Annotated in this window: 20 protein-coding genes; 5 read left to right on the top strand and 15 right to left on the bottom strand. The window is 68.5% G+C overall.

The window, feature by feature from the left end; translation table 11 throughout:
- Positions 1 to 2: 2 nt before the first annotated feature.
- On the bottom strand, positions 3 to 632 hold the full coding sequence (locus EV650_RS02165) for an HAD family hydrolase (protein WP_238173977.1): 630 nt from the start codon (positions 630 to 632) through the stop codon (positions 3 to 5).
- On the bottom strand, positions 629 to 1,603 hold the full coding sequence (locus EV650_RS02160) for an Lrp/AsnC family transcriptional regulator (protein WP_134114779.1): 975 nt from the start codon (positions 1,601 to 1,603) through the stop codon (positions 629 to 631). Before EV650_RS02160 ends, EV650_RS02165 begins: the two co-directional genes overlap by 4 nt.
- 96 nt (positions 1,604 to 1,699) lie before the next feature.
- On the opposite strand from EV650_RS02160, the gene EV650_RS02155 reads away from it, so the two are divergent.
- A complete protein-coding gene (locus EV650_RS02155; protein ID WP_134114777.1) occupies positions 1,700 to 3,022 on the top strand; it encodes an MFS transporter in 1,323 nt (440 codons plus the stop codon).
- On the opposite strand, the gene EV650_RS02150 is transcribed toward EV650_RS02155, so the two are convergent.
- Positions 2,964 to 4,166: an MDR family MFS transporter gene (locus EV650_RS02150; protein ID WP_134114775.1), complete on the bottom strand. Its 1,203-nt coding sequence runs from the start codon at positions 4,164 to 4,166 to the stop codon at positions 2,964 to 2,966. The two genes, EV650_RS02155 and EV650_RS02150, sit on opposite strands and share 59 nt — an antisense overlap.
- A 65-nt stretch (positions 4,167 to 4,231) precedes the next feature.
- Between EV650_RS02150 and EV650_RS02145 the strand changes: the two genes are divergently transcribed.
- Positions 4,232 to 5,221: an ArsR/SmtB family transcription factor gene (locus EV650_RS02145; protein WP_134114773.1), complete on the top strand. Its 990-nt coding sequence runs from the start codon at positions 4,232 to 4,234 to the stop codon at positions 5,219 to 5,221.
- Positions 5,222 to 5,238: 17 nt separating this feature from the next.
- Here EV650_RS02145 and EV650_RS02140 read toward each other — a convergent pair whose 3' ends face one another.
- From EV650_RS02140 to EV650_RS02125, 4 genes are all read right to left on the bottom strand, one after another.
- Complete coding sequence (locus tag EV650_RS02140; RefSeq protein WP_134114771.1) at positions 5,239 to 5,808, bottom strand: dienelactone hydrolase family protein; 570 nt, start codon at positions 5,806 to 5,808, stop codon at positions 5,239 to 5,241.
- A gap of 3 nt (positions 5,809 to 5,811) precedes the next feature.
- Positions 5,812 to 7,839, bottom strand: a complete 2,028-nt coding sequence (locus tag EV650_RS02135) for a primosomal protein N' (protein WP_134114769.1) — start codon at positions 7,837 to 7,839, stop codon at positions 5,812 to 5,814.
- A 64-nt stretch (positions 7,840 to 7,903) separates the two neighbouring features.
- On the bottom strand, positions 7,904 to 9,097 hold the full coding sequence (metK, locus tag EV650_RS02130; protein ID WP_134114767.1) for a methionine adenosyltransferase: 1,194 nt from the start codon (positions 9,095 to 9,097) through the stop codon (positions 7,904 to 7,906).
- 189 nt (positions 9,098 to 9,286) lie between these two features.
- A complete protein-coding gene (locus tag EV650_RS02125) occupies positions 9,287 to 10,399 on the bottom strand; it encodes a winged helix DNA-binding domain-containing protein (protein ID WP_238173976.1) in 1,113 nt (370 codons plus the stop codon).
- Positions 10,400 to 10,550: 151 nt separating this feature from the next.
- Here EV650_RS02125 and EV650_RS02120 point away from each other — a divergent pair, with 151 nt between their 5' ends.
- Together EV650_RS02120 and EV650_RS02115 are read left to right on the top strand one after the other, a co-directional pair.
- On the top strand, positions 10,551 to 10,925 hold the full coding sequence (locus tag EV650_RS02120) for a YciI family protein (protein WP_134114762.1): 375 nt from the start codon (positions 10,551 to 10,553) through the stop codon (positions 10,923 to 10,925).
- 66 nt (positions 10,926 to 10,991) lie between these two features.
- Positions 10,992 to 11,906, top strand: a complete 915-nt coding sequence (locus EV650_RS02115; protein ID WP_134114760.1) for a GNAT family N-acetyltransferase — start codon at positions 10,992 to 10,994, stop codon at positions 11,904 to 11,906.
- Here the strand turns inward: EV650_RS02115 and coaBC are convergent.
- From coaBC to EV650_RS02080, 7 genes are all read right to left on the bottom strand, one after another.
- Entirely contained in the window at positions 11,883 to 13,181 is a 1,299-nt protein-coding gene (gene coaBC, locus EV650_RS02110) for a bifunctional phosphopantothenoylcysteine decarboxylase/phosphopantothenate--cysteine ligase CoaBC (RefSeq protein ID WP_238173975.1), read from the bottom strand. The two genes, EV650_RS02115 and coaBC, sit on opposite strands and share 24 nt — an antisense overlap.
- Positions 13,182 to 13,209: 28 nt before the next feature.
- Positions 13,210 to 13,515, bottom strand: a complete 306-nt coding sequence (rpoZ, locus tag EV650_RS02105) for a DNA-directed RNA polymerase subunit omega (protein ID WP_112238107.1) — start codon at positions 13,513 to 13,515, stop codon at positions 13,210 to 13,212.
- Positions 13,516 to 13,517: 2 nt separating this feature from the next.
- The gene (gene gmk, locus EV650_RS02100) at positions 13,518 to 14,141 is read right to left on the bottom strand and encodes a guanylate kinase (protein WP_134119836.1); all 624 of its coding nucleotides are present in this window, start codon (positions 14,139 to 14,141) and stop codon (positions 13,518 to 13,520) included.
- A 44-nt stretch (positions 14,142 to 14,185) separates the two neighbouring features.
- Positions 14,186 to 14,500: an integration host factor, actinobacterial type gene (gene mihF / locus EV650_RS02095; RefSeq protein ID WP_134114758.1), complete on the bottom strand. Its 315-nt coding sequence runs from the start codon at positions 14,498 to 14,500 to the stop codon at positions 14,186 to 14,188.
- A gap of 117 nt (positions 14,501 to 14,617) precedes the next feature.
- Positions 14,618 to 14,992 (bottom strand): hypothetical protein, encoded by a 375-nt coding sequence (locus EV650_RS02090; protein WP_134114756.1) that lies wholly within the window; start codon positions 14,990 to 14,992, stop codon positions 14,618 to 14,620.
- A 165-nt stretch (positions 14,993 to 15,157) separates the two neighbouring features.
- Positions 15,158 to 15,535 (bottom strand): hypothetical protein, encoded by a 378-nt coding sequence (locus tag EV650_RS02085; protein WP_238173974.1) that lies wholly within the window; start codon positions 15,533 to 15,535, stop codon positions 15,158 to 15,160.
- 8 nt (positions 15,536 to 15,543) lie between these two features.
- A complete protein-coding gene (locus tag EV650_RS02080) occupies positions 15,544 to 16,530 on the bottom strand; it encodes an EamA family transporter (protein WP_238173973.1) in 987 nt (328 codons plus the stop codon).
- A gap of 69 nt (positions 16,531 to 16,599) precedes the next feature.
- On the opposite strand from EV650_RS02080, the gene EV650_RS02075 reads away from it, so the two are divergent.
- The gene (locus EV650_RS02075; protein ID WP_134114754.1) at positions 16,600 to 17,463 is read left to right on the top strand and encodes a LysR family transcriptional regulator; all 864 of its coding nucleotides are present in this window, start codon (positions 16,600 to 16,602) and stop codon (positions 17,461 to 17,463) included.
- Here the strand turns inward: EV650_RS02075 and EV650_RS02070 are convergent.
- Positions 17,433 to 18,395 (bottom strand): DUF4037 domain-containing protein, encoded by a 963-nt coding sequence (locus EV650_RS02070; protein WP_134114752.1) that lies wholly within the window; start codon positions 18,393 to 18,395, stop codon positions 17,433 to 17,435. The genes EV650_RS02075 and EV650_RS02070 overlap by 31 nt on opposite strands.
- Between the last annotated feature and the right edge of the window lie 18 nt (positions 18,396 to 18,413).

Below are 18,413 nucleotides of genomic sequence, written 5' to 3'. Positions count from 1 at the left end.
CGCTAGACGGCCAGACCGCGTGCGCGGAGCTCAGTGCGAAGGTCGGCCGCGCCGGTGAAGAGCTCGGCGTCGAGACCGACCGTGCGGGCGCCGTCGACGTTGTACTGCATGTCGTCGGTGTAGAACGTCCGCGCCGGGTCGAGGCCGAAGCGGTCGATCAGGATGCGGTAGATCTTCTCGCCCGGCTTCGCCGTCTGCTCGACCCCGGAGACGATCTCCCCGTCGAACCGGGTGAGGATCGGGAACGCCTCCTTCGCCACCTCCCACTTGTCACCGGAGAAGTTCGTCAATGCGTACGTCGGCAGCCCGAGCGCCTGGACCTCCGTCAGCACCTCGGCCGTGTCCGCGAACACACCCTTGATCATCTTCAGCCAGCCGCTGTCGTACGCCGCGATCCACTCGGCGTGCTCCGGGTGCAGACTCGACAGCTCCTCGATCGCCTCGGCCCACGGCCGGCCCTCGTCCTGCTTGTGGTTCCAGGCCGGCGAGACCACGTTGGTCAGGAAGTGCGACCGCTGCTCCTCGTCCGGAATCAGTTCGGCGTAGAGGTAGGTGGGGCTCCAGTCCAGCAGGACTCCACCGATGTCGAACACAACTGCGTCGATCGTCCGCCCCGTCAAGTTTGCAGTCATAACCGCAACCCTAATGCGCCCGGCGCGAACGGGGCGGCGGCTTTCACGGTACGGAGGATGGGGACGGTCTCGATGGCGGTGATGTGCTCGATGGCGCCGATGCGTTGGGTCAGGTAGGTGTGCAGTGCGTCGGGGCTGGCGCAGAGTGCCTGCGTGACGAGGTTCGTCCGGCCGGTGGTTGCGGCGACGAAGCCGAGTTCGTCATGCTCGGCCAGCGCCCGCCCGACCGCGTCCAGATGCGCCGGTGGGACGGACAGCCACAGCATCGCGCTGGTGGTGAAGCCGAGCGCCACCGGATCGACGTCGACATCGAAGTACACCGCTCCACTCTGCTGCAGCTCCTCCATCCGTCGAGCGACTGTCGCCGGAGCCCAGCCCGTCCGCCCGGCAAGCTCCGCATGGGTTGCTCGCCCGTCCTCAGCGAGCGCGGCCAGCAGCTTCCCGTCGCTCGCGCCGAGTGGTTTGACGGGTCCTCGATCAGTTGCGGTCGCCCTGAAGACAGCTGCCTGGGCTGGGGTCAGACTCTTCGCGCGACCACGCCAGGCTGTCGGCCCACCGACGTACATGTGCAGGAGGTAGTGCGCAGAGACAGAGGTGATGCCGGTCGTACGAGGGATGTCGTTCAGCAGGAGTGCGCTTCCGTCGGTCGGGGTGCTGGTGACGATCGCCTCGATCTCGGTCCCGCCCGACGCGAGCTTGATCCAGCTCGTATCGGAACGGCGAGACAGCGCTGCGGCAAGATCCTGCGCCACCTGCGGCGCCGCGGTCAGGCGAACCAGCCACAGCGACCGCCCGGCCGCCTGCGGATCCGGCAGACCGACCACCCGCAGACCGGCCTCAGCCCGGAGCCGGTTGAAGCGACGAGCAACCGTCTGCGTCGAGACGCCGAGCACTTCCCCGATCCTGCTGTACGGCGCCCGGCCGTCGAGCTGCAGCGCGTGGATCAGGGCGCGGTCGATCGCATCCATCATGTGAAGATCATGACCTAGAGACCGTTCTCTTGGAAGTTTCCTGCAAACCTCGCCCACCAGATGGATGAGAATGCGGCTCGATCCGATCGTGGTGGCATGAACAACAAGCGATGGATCGGGCTGATCGCCCTACTCGTGGCCGAAGCCATGAACCTGCTCGACGCGACGATCGTCCAGGTCGCGGCGCCGGTGATCCACGGCGACCTCGGCGGCCGGACCGCGGACATCCAGTGGTTCAGCGCGGCGTACACCTTGCCGTTCGCGGCCTTGCTGATCACCGGCGGCCGGCTGGGCGACCGCTTCGGCCGACGCCGGATCTTCCGGATCGGTGTGACCGGTTTCGTACTGACCTCGGCCACGTGCGCGCTGGCCACTGAGCCCGGCCTGCTGATCGGAGCTCGGGCGATCCAGGGCGCGACGGCCGCGTTGGTGATCCCGCAGACGATCGGACTGATCAAGTCGGGCTTCACCGGCCGATCGCTCTCCAAGGCCCTCGGCACGATCGGCCCGGTGATGGGTCTGGCCGGGATCTCCGGGCCCCTGCTCGGCGGTTTCATCACCGAGGTGAGCTCCTGGAGAGCGGTCTTCCTGGTCAACGTGCCGCTCGGCATCGCCGTACTCGCCCTCTCCCACCTGCTGCCCGAGTCGGCGGCTCCGCAGCGGCCGAGGATCGACGTGCTCGGGACGGTCTTGCTCACCGCGGGCACTGCGCTAGTGGTCTACCCGATCCTGCAGTCGCGGGACTGGGTGCTGCTGGCCGGAGGGGTTCTGCTGCTTGGTCTGTGTGTGCTGCTGCAGCGACGGCGGACCAACGGGCGGTTGATCGAGTTGAGTCTGTTTGCTCATCGCGGGTTCGCGTGGGCCCTCGGTACGTCGGCGTTGTTCTTCGCGGTGATGAGCGGGGTGACTCTGGTCGTCGTACTGCATCAGCAACTCACGCTGCACCACGGCGTGATGCGCTCCAGCCTCGCGTTGCTGCCGTGGTCAGCCGCATCCGGAGCCGCCTCGCTGATTGCGGGCCAGTGGCTGGTCGCCCGATTCGGATCACGGTTGATGTACGTCGGCCTCGGCGTACTGCTCGTCGGCCTGGTGGTTGCGCCGTACGCACTGCTGCCTGCGTTGGCCGTCGGTGGGGTCGGGGTCGGACTGTTCACCACAGCGTTCTTCACGGAGGCGTTGCACCGAGTGGAGCCGCACGAGACCGGGTCTGCTGCCGGGTTGCTCAACGCGGTGCAGCAGTTCGGCGGGACGCTCGGCGTTGCGGCGTTCGGGTCGGTGTTCTTGCATCACGCTCAGACGCCGGAACGCGCGCTCTGGATTGCGGCCGCGGTCGTCGTGGTGACGGTCGCGACCGCTCACCTCATGCGTTCGCCTCGGCGCGGGCGTGTAGTGCCGGAGCCAGTGAGTACTGCCCGATGAAGATCACCACGCCGAGTACTGCGCAGCCGGTCCAGGTTGCCGTCGGGCCGAAGTGCTCGAGCGCGTTGGTGCCGGCCAGCGGCCCGATCACCGTGCCGACGCCGAACGCCATCCCGGACAGGCCCATGTAGCGGCCGCGCAGGTCGATCGGCGCGAGGTCGGCGAATACCGCACCGATCACCGCGGCGAACCCGATCTCCCCGATCGTCCACACCACGACCGACAGTCCGTACCCCCACCAGCTGTGCACGACCGCGCCCAGCCCGAAGCCGAGCCCGACCACCAGCATCGAGGTCGCGAGCAGCTTCGTCCGGTCGAGCTTCACCATCCACTTGCCGAGGAACGGCTGGATCAGCACGATCACGACACCGTTGAGCGCGATCACCAAGCCGTACGTCCGGGACGACAGGCCGTCCCCCGACATCGCCAGCGGCAGGGTCGAGTAGCCCTGCATGTAGATCGTCGCGTAGCCGATCTGGATCAGGATCATCAACAGGAACACGGTGTCCCGCAGCGCGACCCCGAGCAGCGGGCGCCGCGGAGCACTCTCGTCGAGGACCGGGCGGCTCTCCGGGACCATCGCCCAGATCACCACGCCGGCGATCACCGACGTACCGGCGTTCAGCCAGAACAGCAGGCCGTACCCGACCGACGCCAGTACGCCGGCACTCACGGTCGAGACCGAGAAACCGAGGTTGATCGCCCAGAACAGCAGGCCGTACGCGCGGACTCGTTCGGTCGGCTGCAGTAGATCGGCGATCGTCGCCTGCACGGCCGGGCGGAACAAGTCACCGAGCAGGCCGACCAGGAAGGCCGCCACCCAGATCATCACCATCTCGCGCGCGGAACCGAGGAGGATCAGCGCAGCGGCAGTGCCGAAGAAGCAAATCAGCATCGTGAGCCGTCGGCCGACCCGGTCCGCGAGCCAGCCGCCGACGAGTTGTGCACACACGGTCCCGGCGCCGACCGCGGCCGCGACGGCTCCCGCCGTACCCGCGGAAAGGTGCCGGTCGTGGGTCAGGTACAGGACGAGGAACGGTTGCACGAAGCTGCCGAGCCGGTTGACCAGCTGGCACACCCATAGCGCCCAGAACGCCCGCGGCAGAGCGGTGGGGGTGGCGGTTTCGATGGCGACTGCGCTCATGAGATCAACTCTCGGGGCCGCGCGAGGTGTTGTCGATGATTAGGGTGAGGACTAATCTTGGCCGGGTGATCACGATCAGGCTGAACGCCGGGGACGTCGGGCGGATCCGGTTCGCGCTGTCGCCGGTGTGGGAGACGATGACGAGTGTGCGGGCGTTGAGCAACAACACCGCGCAGAGCGTGCACGGTCCGTGGCTGCAGAAGGTCCGGCCGACGATCGAGGGCGACGACCTGACGTTGCTCAGGGCACTCATTCCGCCGTACGGCTATATCCCTGACTTCATGACGCCCGCGCCGCCGCGGCGGTCGACGAGTTTCGAGTCCGGTCTGGCCGCGATCGCCGCCACGCCGCACGAGATGGTGGCGGACGAGATCGGCAAGCTGCACCACGACACTCCACATCCACTGCTGCCGGAGCTGATCGCGCATCCGGCGAAGGCGCTCGACCTGATCACGTCGGCGCTGGACACGTACTGGCGCCGGGCGATCGAGCCGGAGTGGCGGCGGATGCGGTCGCTGCTGCAGGAGGACCTCGCGTTCCGGCTGGACGAGCTGGCGAGCGGTGGGATCGAGCGGCTGTTCCGCAACCTGCACCCGTCGATCAGCTATCGCGGCGATCGCGTCGAGATCGACCGCCCGTACCGCTGCGACGGCGAACCAATGGCCGGGCAGGGCTTGCTGCTGGTGCCGTGTGTGTTCACGTGGCCGGCCGGGCTGGCAGTGACGGGTGCGCCGCACGTGCCGACGGTCACCTACCCACCACGCGGCCTCGGCCGGCTGTGGGAGGACCGCCAGGACACCACGGACTCACCCCTCGCGGACCTGGTCGGCCGCACCCGCGCCGCGATCGTCAGCCACCTGGACCTCCCGATGTCCACCACCCACCTCGCCAACCAGCTAGGCGTCTCCGCCCCAACCCTCAGCGTCCACCTAGGCATCCTGCGCAACGCCGGCGTAGTCGACTCCCGCCGAGACGGCCGAGCCGTCCTCTACCACCGCACTCCCCTAGGCCACCAACTACTCACCGCCGCAACCCCGCTGGCAACCTCCGCCTGACCGCCTGCGCCGTCTGATCAGCGCACTGACTGGAGCATGTTCAGAAGGTCGGTCCAGGCAGCGACGGCCGCGGCGGGGGCGTAGTCAGGATGCGATTCATCGGTGAAGTAATGACCCGCCTCTTCATACTCACGAACCAGCGCGACCGCACCTGCGGCCGCCGCGCTCCGGCGGAACTCCGCCACCTGCTCCGGCGGGGCGAAACGATCGCCTGCGGCATAGTGCAGCTGCACAGGCGTACCAGGCCATACGCCAGCTGGAACCGAGGCTGGGGCGTGCAGGCAGGCGACTGCCGCCGCGCCGAGCCGGTCGGACCAGACCTGACTGATCACGCCGACGCCCATCGAGAACCCGATCATCGCGGCATCGTCGGACACCCGGGACAACGCGTCGTACGCCCGTCCCGTGATGGTCGACCAGCCAATCTCCGCCATCAACGCGAAGCCCGCCTCGAGCTCGCCCGGCGCGGTCCGACCGCCGAACAGGTCGGGCAGCGAGACCTGGTAACCCAGCGAGCGCAGCCGATCCGCCGCGGCCACCTCCACCGGCCGCAACCCCCACATCGAATGGAACACCACGACATCCATCTGCTATCCGAAGCTGGGTGGGTCTACTTGGATTCGGACTGTGCCGGGGTTTTTCTTGGTGGTTCGGGCTGATTGGGCTTCTTTGAGGGAGCGGACGAGGGTGGTGCCGTGGGCGCGGGGGGTGCGGACGACCGCTCGGACGGTTTCGTCGTCGATGTCTACCGGGCCTAGGACTTCGAGGCCGGCGGACGGGGGAACGAGGTCGCGGAGGCGGGTGATGAGGTCTGCGACGGATTCGGTGGGGCCGGTGAGTTCGACGAGTTTGGCGGCGGGGGCCAGGCGGGCGGTACGGCGCTCTTCGATCTCGCGGGTCGAGTAACCCTCGGGGCTCCAGCGGACGATCGCCTGCAGTGGAAGGGCGGACGGGTCGCCGACGAGGATCACGGTCCCGCCGTCGCGGGCCGGCCGGACCAGGGCGGCCGCGTTGAACCACCGGCGTACCGCTTCTTCCGGTGCTCGGAGATCGGGGCGGGCGAGCATCAGCCAAGTGTCGAGCAGGAGAGCCGCGCTGTAACCGCCTTCGGCAACGGGCTCGGCTCCAGGTGTGCAGACGATGAGCGCCGGCGCATCCGGTACGACGTCGAGCATGTTGTCGCCTCCCGACGTACGCACCACGACTCCGGGAAACGCCCGCCCCAGCTCTTCCGCAGTACGACGCGCACCGACGATCGCCGCCCTCATCCGGGTGTCACCGCACTCCGGGCATCGATGATCGGCCGCCGGCCGCCCGCACACACTGCAGCTCGCCGGCCCCGATCCCCCGGTACGCCGCAATGTCCCGCCGCACGTCGCGCATCGAGACGGCGCCCGGCACGTCTGGCACACCAGGCTCGGCAGGTAACCGGCCCGCGGAACCTGGACCAGCACCGGCCCCGACCGCAACCCGTCCCGCGCGATCTCGAACACCCGGTGCGGCAGCCGCGCCGCCCGCGCCTGCGGATCGCGCGCCAGCTCGATATCCGACTCCCCCGCGATATGCACCGACGGCGCCGCCGCCCGGATCACCGCCCGGTCCGCGATCAGCTCATGGGCGAACCCGGTCTCGACCAACGCCGCCGCCTCGGCGGACCGCGCGTACCCACCGAGCAGCGCCGCGCACTGCTGCCGAAAAGCCCGCAGCAGCAGGACTTCCCGGGCATGCGGGTACGGCGCCCGCGGCTCGGCGTACGAGTCGTCGCCGTCGTCCCACATCGCCACCAGCCCGAGCTCCGCGACCGGCGCGAATGCGGCTGCACGCGTCCCGATCACCACCCGCGCGCACCCGCGCACCGCCGCGAGGAAGGCGCGATAGCGGGCCGTCGGGCCGAGATCGGCCGAGAGCGTGACGAAGCCAGACTCCCCCAGCACCGCAGTACACGCCGCCGCCAGCCGCTCCAGATCCCGAGCATCCGGCGCCAGCAACAACGCCCCGCGACCAGACGCCGCACACACCGCCGCGGCCTGCGCGAACGCCACGGCCCAATCAGCCCCTGGTACGGCGGTCCACACGGCCCGCGGCGACTCCGCGCGCGAGATCGCGTCGAGGAATCCAGCCGGGTACGGCGACCACTCCGAGCGGGACGTGGACACCGGCGGGCGCGGCGGCTGATCGCAGCGGAGCGACTCGCCCTCGACCTTCGCGTGCCGCGGCGGCACCGCCAAGCGGGTGACGTCCGCGAGCACTCCGGCGTACCGGTCCGCGACCGCCCGGCAGAGGTCGGCGATCTCCGGTTTGAGCACCTGCTCGGGCGAGACCACCTTGCGGATCCGGGTCAGCTTGCCGTCGTGATCCGACTCCGCGAGCCGCTCCAGCACGAACCCGTCGAGGTCCTTACCGGCGAACCGTACCTTCACCCGAGCACCCGGCTGAGCCGCCTCGGCCATGTCCTCCGGTACGACGTAGTCGAACGGCCGGTCCAGGTGCGGGAGGGAAACATCGACCGCGATCCGGGCCACCGGCAACGTCTCGGTGATCTCGGCCGGCTCTTTGGTCCGGGATTTGCGCACGGTGTCCCGCAGCAGCGTCAGTTGCTCCGGCGAGTCCGATGTCACCGGGGAATGCTAGTCCGCGGGGACGACAGTGCGCGGACGCACTGCCGTCCCCTGTGGACAACTACTACTTGTTGACCGCGGCCTTGAGCGCCTCGACCCGGTCGGTGCGCTCCCAGGTGAAGTCCTCACCGGTCCGGCCGAAGTGGCCGTTCCGGGCGGTCTGGGCGTAGATCGGCCGGAGCAGGTCCAGGTCGCGGATGATCGCGGCCGGCCGGAGGTCGAACACCTCGCGGACCGCGTCGGCGATCTGGCTCACCGGGACCTTCTCGGTGCCGAACGTGTCGACGTAGAAGCCGACCGGCGCGGCCTTGCCGATCGCGTACGCGACCTGGCACTCGACCCGGTCCGCGAGCCCCGCGGCGACGATGTTCTTCGCCACCCAGCGCATCGCGTACGCGGCCGACCGGTCCACCTTCGACGGGTCCTTGCCGGAGAACGCGCCACCACCGTGCCGCGCCATCCCGCCGTAGGTGTCGATGATGATCTTCCGCCCGGTCAGGCCGGCGTCACCCATCGGGCCGCCGATCTCGAACCGGCCGGTCGGGTTGACCAGCAACTTGTAGTCGGCCGAGTCGATGTCGAACTGCTCGAGCACCGGGTCGACGACGTGCTTCTTGATGTCCGGCGTCAGCATCGAGTCCAGGCTGATGTCGGCGGCGTGCTGGCTCGACACGACGACCGTGTCGATCCGGACCGCCTTGTCACCGTCGTACTCGACCGTGACCTGGGTCTTGCCGTCCGGCCGCAGGTACGCCAGCGTGCCGTTCTTGCGGACCTCGGACAGCCGCTCGGACAGCCGGTGCGCGATCGTGATCGGCAGCGGCATCAGCTCCGGCGTCTCGTTGGACGCGTAACCGAACATCAGTCCCTGGTCGCCTGCCCCCTGCAGGTCCAGAGCGTCCTCCGACGCGTCCGAGCGCGACTCGTACGCCGTGTCGACACCCTGCGCGATGTCGGGCGACTGGCTCCCGATGGCGACCTGCACCCCACAGGACGCACCATCGAAACCCTTCAGCGACGAGTCGTAGCCGATCTCGAGGATGCGCGACCGCACGATCCCCGGAATGTCGACGTACGCCGTCGTGGTGACCTCGCCCGCGACGACGACCAGACCCGTGGTGATCAGGGTCTCGACCGCCACGCGGCTCTTCGGATCCTCGGCCAGCAACGCGTCGAGGATGGAGTCGCTGATCTGGTCAGCGATCTTGTCCGGGTGACCCTCGGTCACGGACTCGGACGTGAAAAGGCGCCTCGCCACAAGTTCTCCTCGGATTGCTCTTGTGCCGCACGACCACGACGAGTCACAGCCGCGCGATCCCCCCATGCACCGGCGGTTGGCGATGCATCTTGGGAAGTATGCCAGCAGTTTCCGCCCGAGTCCCGGTGACGCTCCGAATTCATCCAGAATGCGAGATATGCAACCACATCTTGGACTTCGGCTCCGGTTTCACGCGTGTGGGCCGACCGCTACGTCGCCGAGTGTGAGCGACGGGACACCACCAAGGATCGCAGCCAGACGGTCCACCTCGGCGTCCAGTTGCTTGCGGCGGCGACGGTTCAGCGGGGTGAGGGCTTCGACGGTGACGTGCAGTGTCCGGCCGGACTTCTTCTGATGCCAGACACCCGCGACGATGCCGTCGACGAGGAGCAGCGGGTAGTTGCCGGCCTGACCGCGGGCCGTCGCCCGGGCGAACGCCTTGCCAGGGAAGAGCAGTTCTCGCGGGAAGCTGCCGACGCCGTACGCATCGAAGTACGGCAGCAACCGCACACCGTCCACCCGCTCGTCGGGGAAGTCGCCGTCGCCGGGGGCGTACCAAACGGTTTGGTCTGCCAGCTCGCCCTGCGGAAGGTCGTCGAAGTACGGCTTGACCGTGGTCGGCGTGGTCTTCAGCCAGCGGGCGAACTGCTGCGGCGTCGCGGGACCGTAGGAGTACAGGTACCGATGCAGGAGCTCGGTCAGCGCCTTGTCCGCCAGCATCGGGTCGAACGGGCGGAGGCGATGCGGGTTCGCGTACGTCACGAGCCGACCGCGCATCGGTCCGTGACAGAGCACGCCCGCGTGCGCGGCGAGGGAGGTCGCTTGCCGCCACCGGGCCCACGCGCCCTGGAAGGCCGGGATCGTCGGTTCCCGGGCCCACGCGCCGGTACGCCGTACCACCTCTTCGGTCAGCTCGTCGACGGTCAGGTCGTCCTCCGCCAGCGCCTCGCCGATCGCGACGATCACCTGGTCGATCTCGTCCGCGCTCATTCGGATCGGGTCCGGCTGACTGCCGACGGACGGCAGCGCCGACAACGCGCCGGTCCACATCGGCAGGTCCTCGAGCGGCAACAGGTGCACGGTCCCGCGAGGCCCGAAGGTCTTCACCAGCCCCTCGTCCTGCTGCACGCTCGCCCGCGTCGCCCCAGCAACCCGGAGCGCCACCGAGGCCTCCCCCGCGGCCGCGATCTGCGCGTGCGTCCCACACATCGCCCGTACGGCGTCAACCGGCGCGTCGAACGGTTCGGTCAGACCGTGACGCCGCATCCGCCGCGCCACCACGGCCTCCCAGATGATCTCCATTCCGACGACCCTATGTACCAAAGCGGACAACTCCTGGCCTCTGTCCATCGGCCCGTTGAGAATTTCTTCTGGCCTGTCGGATCCGGGACGAGTCGTTCGTTGCACAGGCAAGGGGCGGTCGGAGCGGCCGCCGGAACAAAGGAGTCATGGGATGCCGGAGTACTTGATCTCGTTCAACGACGGCTCGATGGACCACATCCCCGCCGAGGACTGGCCCGACGTGGGCAAGGCCTCGAAAGAGGTGGTCCGGGAGGCCGTCTACGCCGGCGTGTGGGTGTACGGCGGCGGCCTCGAGAGGCAGCGGGCGAGCGTCGTAGGCACCGACGGGTTGGTCACCGACGGGCCTTACCCGGAGACCAAGGAGGTCATCGGCGGATTCTCGGTCATCGACGTGGCCACCCGCGAGGAGGCGCTGGCGTGGGCTGCCAAGATCGCCGTCGCCTGCCGCTGCGCGCAAGAGGTGCGGGAGCTCATGCCCGACGCCGAAACCGACGCCCTGATCCGCGAGGTTGCCGCGCGGGGCTGACCAGGTGTCGCGCCGGGCGAGGAAATGGTTGGGCGGTTCGGCGCGGGTTGCGGCAGGCTGAGGGACATGACCACGACTATCCGGACGGCTGTCACCGACGCCGACTACGAGGCCTGGCGCGCGGTGCGGATCGCCGTACTGCCGTACGAGCGCTGCCCGACCGTCGCCGAACTCCGCGACCTCGACCGCCCCGGCCGGCTGATGGTGCTCGCGGAGCTCGACGGCGAGGTCGTCGGCAGTGGACTGACGGATCGCTCGGGCGACGGCGAGCGGGCGGGCCTGATCCCGCGGGTGCACCCGGACTTCCGGCGGCGCGGCGTCGGGACCGAGGTACTCCGGGTGCTCGCCGAGCATGCCGTTGCCCAGGGCTACGACATGGCAGGATGCAGCGTCGACGACGACGAGTCCCGGCTCTTCGCCGAGCGGTTCGGCTTCGTGGAAAGGAATCGGGAGGTCGAACAAGTACGGCAGATCGGCGACGAGCCACGGCCTCCGGCACCGACGGATTACGAGATCGTGTCGGTTGCCGAACGCCCGGAGCTGTGGGCGGCGGCCTATCACCAGGTCGCGCTGCCGACCCTCCCGGACATGGATCACCCGGTCGCGCTGAAGGTCTCCGAAGACGACTGGGAGAAGGAGTGGATCAACGACCCAGCCGCGATGTTCGTGGCCGTCGCCGGTGACGAGGTGATCGGCGTGGCTGGATTGATGCTCGACTCCGATCGCCCGGAACGTGCGGAGGTCGCCTACACCGCCGTACGCCGGGAGTGGCGAGGCAAATCGGTCGCGTCGACCCTCAAACGCACCAGCATGGCGTGGGCCGCCGAGCACGGAATCACCGAGATCTACACCTGGACGCAGCGCGGCAACGACTCGATGCGCCGCCTGAACGAACACCTCGGCTTCACCTACGGCATCGTGAGCCTCAGCATGCGCGCGCCGCTGCCGCTGACTGGCTTAGCGCCAGTGAGTGGCGACTAGGTTCCAGATGACGCCGGCCAGCGCGTCCTTGCTGCCCGATGGGACGTGGAGCGCGCTGCCGGCGCGGTCCAGGATGACGGCCTCGTTGAGGTCGCTGCCGAAGACCTTGCCGCCGGAGACGTCGTTGACGACGAGGAGGTCGCAGCCCTTGCGCTCGAGCTTGGCGCGGCCGAGGTCGAGGACGGTGTGCTCGGCGTCGCCGGTCTCCGCGGCGAAGCCGACGATCACCTGACCGGCCCGGGACCGATCATGCGAGATCGTCTGCAGGATGTCGGGATTCTGAACCAGGTTGACCGCCGGTACGGCGCCGTCCGCGGTCTTCTTGATCTTGTGCTCCACGAATTCGACCGGCCGGAAGTCCGCGGGCGCCGCCGCCATCACGATCGCGTCGGCGTCACCGGCGCGCCCGGTGATCTCGTCGTACAGGTCGCGGGCCGAGACGACCGGCACCACCTGGACGCCGGCCGGGTCGGGCAGCTCGGAATTGGCCGCGACCAGTGTGACCTTGGCACCGCGGGCGGCGGCGATCCGGGCCAGTGCGTAGCCCTGCTTGCCCGATGACGAGTTGCCGAGGTACCGGACCGGATCGAGGTGCTCACGGGTGCCGCCCGCACTGACGAGCACGTGCTTGCCGGTGAGGTCGGCAACCGATTGACCGGCCGCGCGGGCCGCTTCGTCGGCGAGCATCAACTGGCTGATTGCGAAGATCTCCGACGGCTCCGGCAACCGGCCGCGACCGGTGTCGGCGCCGGTCAGCCGGCCGACCGCGGGCTCGAGGACCGTGATCCCGCGGGAACGCAGCGTCGCGACGTTCGCCTGAGTGGCCGGGTGCTCCCACATCTCGGTGTGCATCGCGGCCGCGAACAGGATCGGGCAGCGCGCGGTCAGCAGGGTGTTCGTCAGCAGGTCGTCGGCCAGCCCGTGGGCGGCCTTGGCGATCAGGTTCGCAGTCGCGGGCGCGACGACGACCAGCTCCGCCGCCTTGCCGATCCGGACGTGCGGGACTTCTTCGACGTGATCGAACGGGTCGGCGGTCACCGGCTGCCCGGACAGCGCCGCCCAGGTCGCCGCACCGACGAACTCCAGCGCGGCCGCTGTCGGCACCACCCGCACGCTGTGGCCCGACTCGGTCAGCCGTCGCAGCAGGTCACAGACCTTGTACGCCGCGATACCGCCGCCGACTCCGAGCACGACGTTCGGTCGGTGTTTGGGCGTGCCAGAACCCCCCGGGGCCGCTGAGGTCCCAGGGGTCTCGATCTCACCGGTTGCGGACATCACGCGACTCCGTTCCCGGTTGAGTCAGCTACTCGGACTTCTCCGCGGCAGCGGCGGCTTCCGCCTCGGCCTCGGGGTCGATGTCGGTGCAGGTCAGCACGCCCTCGTTGATCTCGCGCATAGCGATCGACAGCGGCTTCTCCTGGACGTGCGTCTCGACCAGCGGTCCGACGTACTCCAGCAGGCCCTCGCCGAGCTGCGAGTAGTAGGCGTTGATCTGCCGCGCCCGCTTGGCCGAGTAGAGCACGAGCTTGTACTTGGAGTCGGTGCGGGTGAGCAGGTCGTCGATCGGCGGCGAGGTGATGCCGATGGCGACGGGCTGGTTGCCAGACAAGGTCAGCTCTTTCCAGAGATGGAGGGTGATCGAATCAACTTTACCAACTGATCAGCGGCTTCCCGAACCGACGCGTTCACGATCGTCACGTCGAACTCCTTCTCGGCCGCCAGTTCCAGTACGGCGGTCTCCAGGCGGCGCTCGCGCTCCTCCTGGGTCTCGGTGCCGCGGCCGACCAGCCGGCGTACCAGCTCGTCCCAGGTCGGCGGGGCCAGGAACACGAACTGTGCCTCCGGCATCGTCTCGCGGACCTGACGGGCGCCCTGCAGGTCGATCTCCAGCAGAGCCGGCCGACCTGCGGCCAGTTTGTCGAGCACCGGCTGCTTCGGGGTGCCGTAGCGGGCCGCCTTGTGCACGACCGCCCACTCGAGCAGCTCACCGTCAGCGATCATCCGGTCGAACTCGGCGTCGGAGACGAACAGGTAGTGCACACCGTGCACCTCGTTCGGCCGCGGCTTGCGGGTGGTCGCCGAGACCGAGATCCAGATGTCCGGGAACCGCTCGCGGATCTCCGCCGCCACCGTCCCCTTCCCGACCGCGGTCGGTCCGGCCAGCACGGTCAGCCGCGCCGGGCCGTGATCGCCCGGACCCGGCTCGTTCGAAACGTTCTGCGAGTGCGTGGTCATCGTCACACCAGTGTCCAACGAGCCGGGCAGGGTTTCGGTTCGGCTCACCCGGCGAATTCGCGCTCGAGCGCGGCGATCTGGTTCGAACCGAGGCCGCGGACCCGCCGCGTGTCCGAGATCCCGGCCCGCTGCATGATCTGCTGGGCACGGACCTTGCCGACGCCTGGGATGCACTGCAGCAACTGGCTGACCCGCATCTTGCCGATGACCTCGTTGGTCTGCCCCTCGTGGAGCACCTCCGTCGGAGACGCTCCCGAGTGCCGGATCCGGTTCTTGATCTCGGCTCGTTCACGCCGCGCAGCCGCGGCCTTGTCCAGAGCCGCCGCACGCTGCTCCGGGGTCAAAGAAGGAAGTGGCACCGTTTCACCTGTCCCGTTGTATGGCTTCGCAAGGGAACCTAACACGGGTGCAGCCCGAGGTCCGGTGGTGGTTGAGCAGAGTCGCCGGACGGCGCGTGGATTGGAACGATCAGGTGATCAGTTCAATGCCGGCAGGTCGACCTTGCAGCTGTCCTTGGCCTGGCTGCTGATGTTCTTGTACGCCGTCATGACGGTGCCGGTCTGCTTGCTCAGCTTGGCCAGCTCGACCCGGTCCGAACCGGCCTTCTTGGCCTGCTCGGCGAACGTCACGACGACTCCCCAGTCGTCCTTCACGTCCTTGGGCGCGGACTCCTGGAGCTTCTTCGCGTCGTCCAGGATCTTGACGTAGTCGACCGGCTTCTGCGGATCGACGTTGACGGCCTTGGCGGCGTACTTGCCGAGGTCCACGCAGTACGCCTGCGCGTCGGTGCAGGCGGTCAGCGCACCGGCGGTGGCGGTCACGGTGGCGATGATGGCGAGAGTACGTTTCACGGCTTCATCCTCGGGGGTCGGGAGGTCGTGTGCCACTGACGCTACCGGGAGTCACCAAACCATCCGAAAGGAATACGTTCCGCTGTCGTGCTCTGCCGCTCGGGTGTTACCGCCGTGGCGCCGGCGGGACGGCGATGCGACGCCGCCCTGCCGGCACCGCGGGCGTCAGTTGCCGGCGCCCGGGAGGTCGATCTTGCAGCTGTCCTTGGCCTGCTTGGTGATCGCCTGCATGGCGGGGGTGATCTTGTCGCCGTCGGACTTGGCCAGCTCGAGCAGCTTGTTCGTGTCGCCCTTCGCGTCCTGCGCCTTCTCGGCGTAGTCGATGACGACCTTCCAGTCGTCCTTCAGGTCGTCCGGCGCCGACTTCGACACCTTCTTGGCCTGGTCGAGCATCTTGCCGACGGCATCGGAGTTCTTGATGTCGAGATCCTTCGCCGAGTCGACGTAGCCCTTGAGGTTGTCGCAGTAGTTGCCACCCGAGCATGCCGTCAGGGTGCCAACACTCATCGTCACAACCGCCGCGAGGGCTGCCAGCTTCCGCATCGTGTTCCTTACTGAGTCGTGCGGGAAGACCGTGGCTCCCCGTCCGCCGACACCTTTCCGAACGCCGGGGTCACCGCAAGCTCCGGCACGCCGTGAAGAACATCGCACCGCTCGACTGGAACCGGGCTGTGATGTCCCGCGTCGCGTTGTGCCACGTCGCCCCGGCCGCCGAAGGAGATCGCGACCGCGTTCGCCGACACGATCACCAGGATCGCCACCCAGTCGACGATCGCCAGGTCCTGCTGCAGAACCACCAGTCCGACGACTGCCGCGAGTACCGGGTTCACGCTCATGAACACCCCGAAGAACTGCGCCGGCACCCGCCGCAACGTCAACAGATCAACGAGGAACGGCACCGCCGACGACAGCACCCCGGCCACCAACGCGTACGACGCCGTGGCGAGCGTCGCGGGATGATGCAGCAGAACGACTACTCCCACCGGCACGTAGGCGAGTCCGGACAGCCCGGCTGCGGCGGCCGAACCGGTGACGCCCGGCAACTCTCGACCGACCTTCCGGTTGAGCAGGATGTAGAACGCCCAGCACATCGCCGCGACCAAGCCGAGCCCGACGCCCAGGTAGTCCGTTGTCGCCTGCGGACGGGTCAACAGCACCACCGCCGGCGCCACCGCCAACCCGCACAGCAGATCGAGCACTCGCCGCGATCCCAGCAGGGCAACGGCCAGCGGGCCGAGGAACTCCAGCGTCACCGCAAGTCCGAGCCCGACCCGATCGATTGCCGTGTACAACGACAGGTTCATCACCGCGAACACCGCCGCCAGTCCCACCACCGGCCGCCATTGCCGGCGCGTGATCGTCCGGAGCCGCGGCCTGCCGACCGCGAGCAGCACGATCGCCGCGACCCACTGCCGGATCGCCACCACGCCCGCCGGACCGATCACCGGGAACGCGAGCGCCGCCACGGACGCACCAACCTGCGTCGAGAGCCCGCTCCCGAGCATCATCACCACACCGACCAACCGTTCTCGCCTCACAGTCACGAGAGTCGGTCCGGCGACGCCCACCGCAAAATGCAGGCCGTCGCTGATCTATACGCTGGAGTCATGGATATCCGGCAGCTGCGATGCCTCGTGGAGATCGTGGACTCCGGGACGTTCACCGATGCCGCAATCGAGCTCGGCATCTCCCAGGCCGCGGTCTCCCGCAATCTCCTCGCACTGGAACGCGAACTCGGCGTCCGCCTGCTGCACCGGACCAGCCGTTCACTCACCCCGACCGCCGCCGGCGTCCGGGTACTAGCCCGAGCACGACACATCCTGGCCGAACTCGACGAACTGGTCAGCGAGGCGACGAGCGGTCACACCCGGCTTCGCGTCGGGCACGCATGGTCGGCGTTCGGCAGTCACACGCGCGAGTTCCAACGCCGGTGGGCGGCCGAGCACCCCGGCATCGAGCTCCAGCTGATCCGCACCAACACAACGACCGGCGGCCTCGCTGAGGGCCTGTGTGACCTCGCGGTCGTACGCAGTCACCTGGACCTCCGACGGTTCGCCCACCTCTTGCTCACCCAGGAGCAGCGGTACTGCGCCTTGCCGGCCGACGACCCGCTGACGCGCAAACGGGCCATCACACTGGATCAGGTTCGCCAACGGACGCTCATCATCGATCGGCGCACCGGCAGCACGACGGCCGACCTCTGGCCGGAGGACGCGCGCCCCGCGATCGAGTACACCCAGGACGTCGACGACTGGCTGGCCGCGATCTCGTCGGGCCGCTGCGTCGGCATCACCCCGCAGGCGACAACAACGCAGTACCGCCGCGACGGTGTCGTCTACCGCCCGCTGCGTGACGCACCGCCGGTCGACGTACATCTGATCTGGCACCGCGAGGACCCCCACCCAGCCACCCAGGCGGCTGTCGGTTTGCTGACCAAGCTCTACCGCGAGTCGAGCAACCCAACCAACTGACGACGGTCCGGCACCCGCCACAACACGTTGCGCACCTGCTCGATCCCACCGACCGGCCAGCGCTCCAAGAGGCGTCGTACCTCCGGATCCTGGATGTCGGCGGTGAGCGCGCCGATGAAGTCACCCCAGACGACCTTGAACGGCCGGTCGACCAGCCGAACGACGTCGAGGTCGACCGGCGACGTGATCGCGAGCCGGTTGTGCAACTCCTCCACCGCCCGGTACGCGTGAGAGAGCGCCTCCTCGCGTTCCTGCCAGCTCTCCGCCCGCAGCACCTCGCGGCACAACGGCCCGATCGACGGACCGCAGGACAGCTGGCCGAAGGCGGTCCCGAACCACTTCGAGTACGGCGCGTACTGCCGCTCGATCAGGAAACACAACCGCATCAGGTCCTCGACCATCCGCGCCCCGATCAACGCCGACCCAAGCTCATCCCCGACGTACCCGGCCCGCCCGACCAGGTTCATCTCCGGATGCACGCGCCACCACGCGGTGATCATCAGATACCGCCAGACGTCGTCCGGGTAGTACGCGAGCCGATCACGCACGGCCTCGAGACCGAGGTCGTCGTGGAACACGCCGCCGGCGGTGAACTGCCGCAGAATGGACTCGGGAAACGTGAGCCAGTCCCCCGGGGCCAGTTCGGCGTCGATGTCGAAGCCCAAATGCTCAAGAAAGTACGCGCGGAGGCTGTGCACCTCAACCAGCGCCTGCCGTCCCTCAAACGTCTCCGGCACCTCGAGCCGCAGTTCGACCCCGTCAGGGACGAACACCAGCGCACGAGCCTCACAGTTGTGATCCGTCGACATCTCGTCGTCAAACCCGAGCACCTCGGAGCCCCGCCCCAACAACGCCGCACTGTGGGGCACGTCCACCTGCGGCCGGACGACCTCGTTGTAGAACCGCTCGCAAATCCCCAACCCCGAACCCATGCCGCACAGGATCGCATG

The organism is Kribbella kalugense, assembly GCF_004365875.1.
Lineage (GTDB): Bacteria > Actinomycetota > Actinomycetes > Propionibacteriales > Kribbellaceae > Kribbella > Kribbella kalugense.
This window is presented reverse-complemented; position numbering and strand designations above follow the sequence as displayed.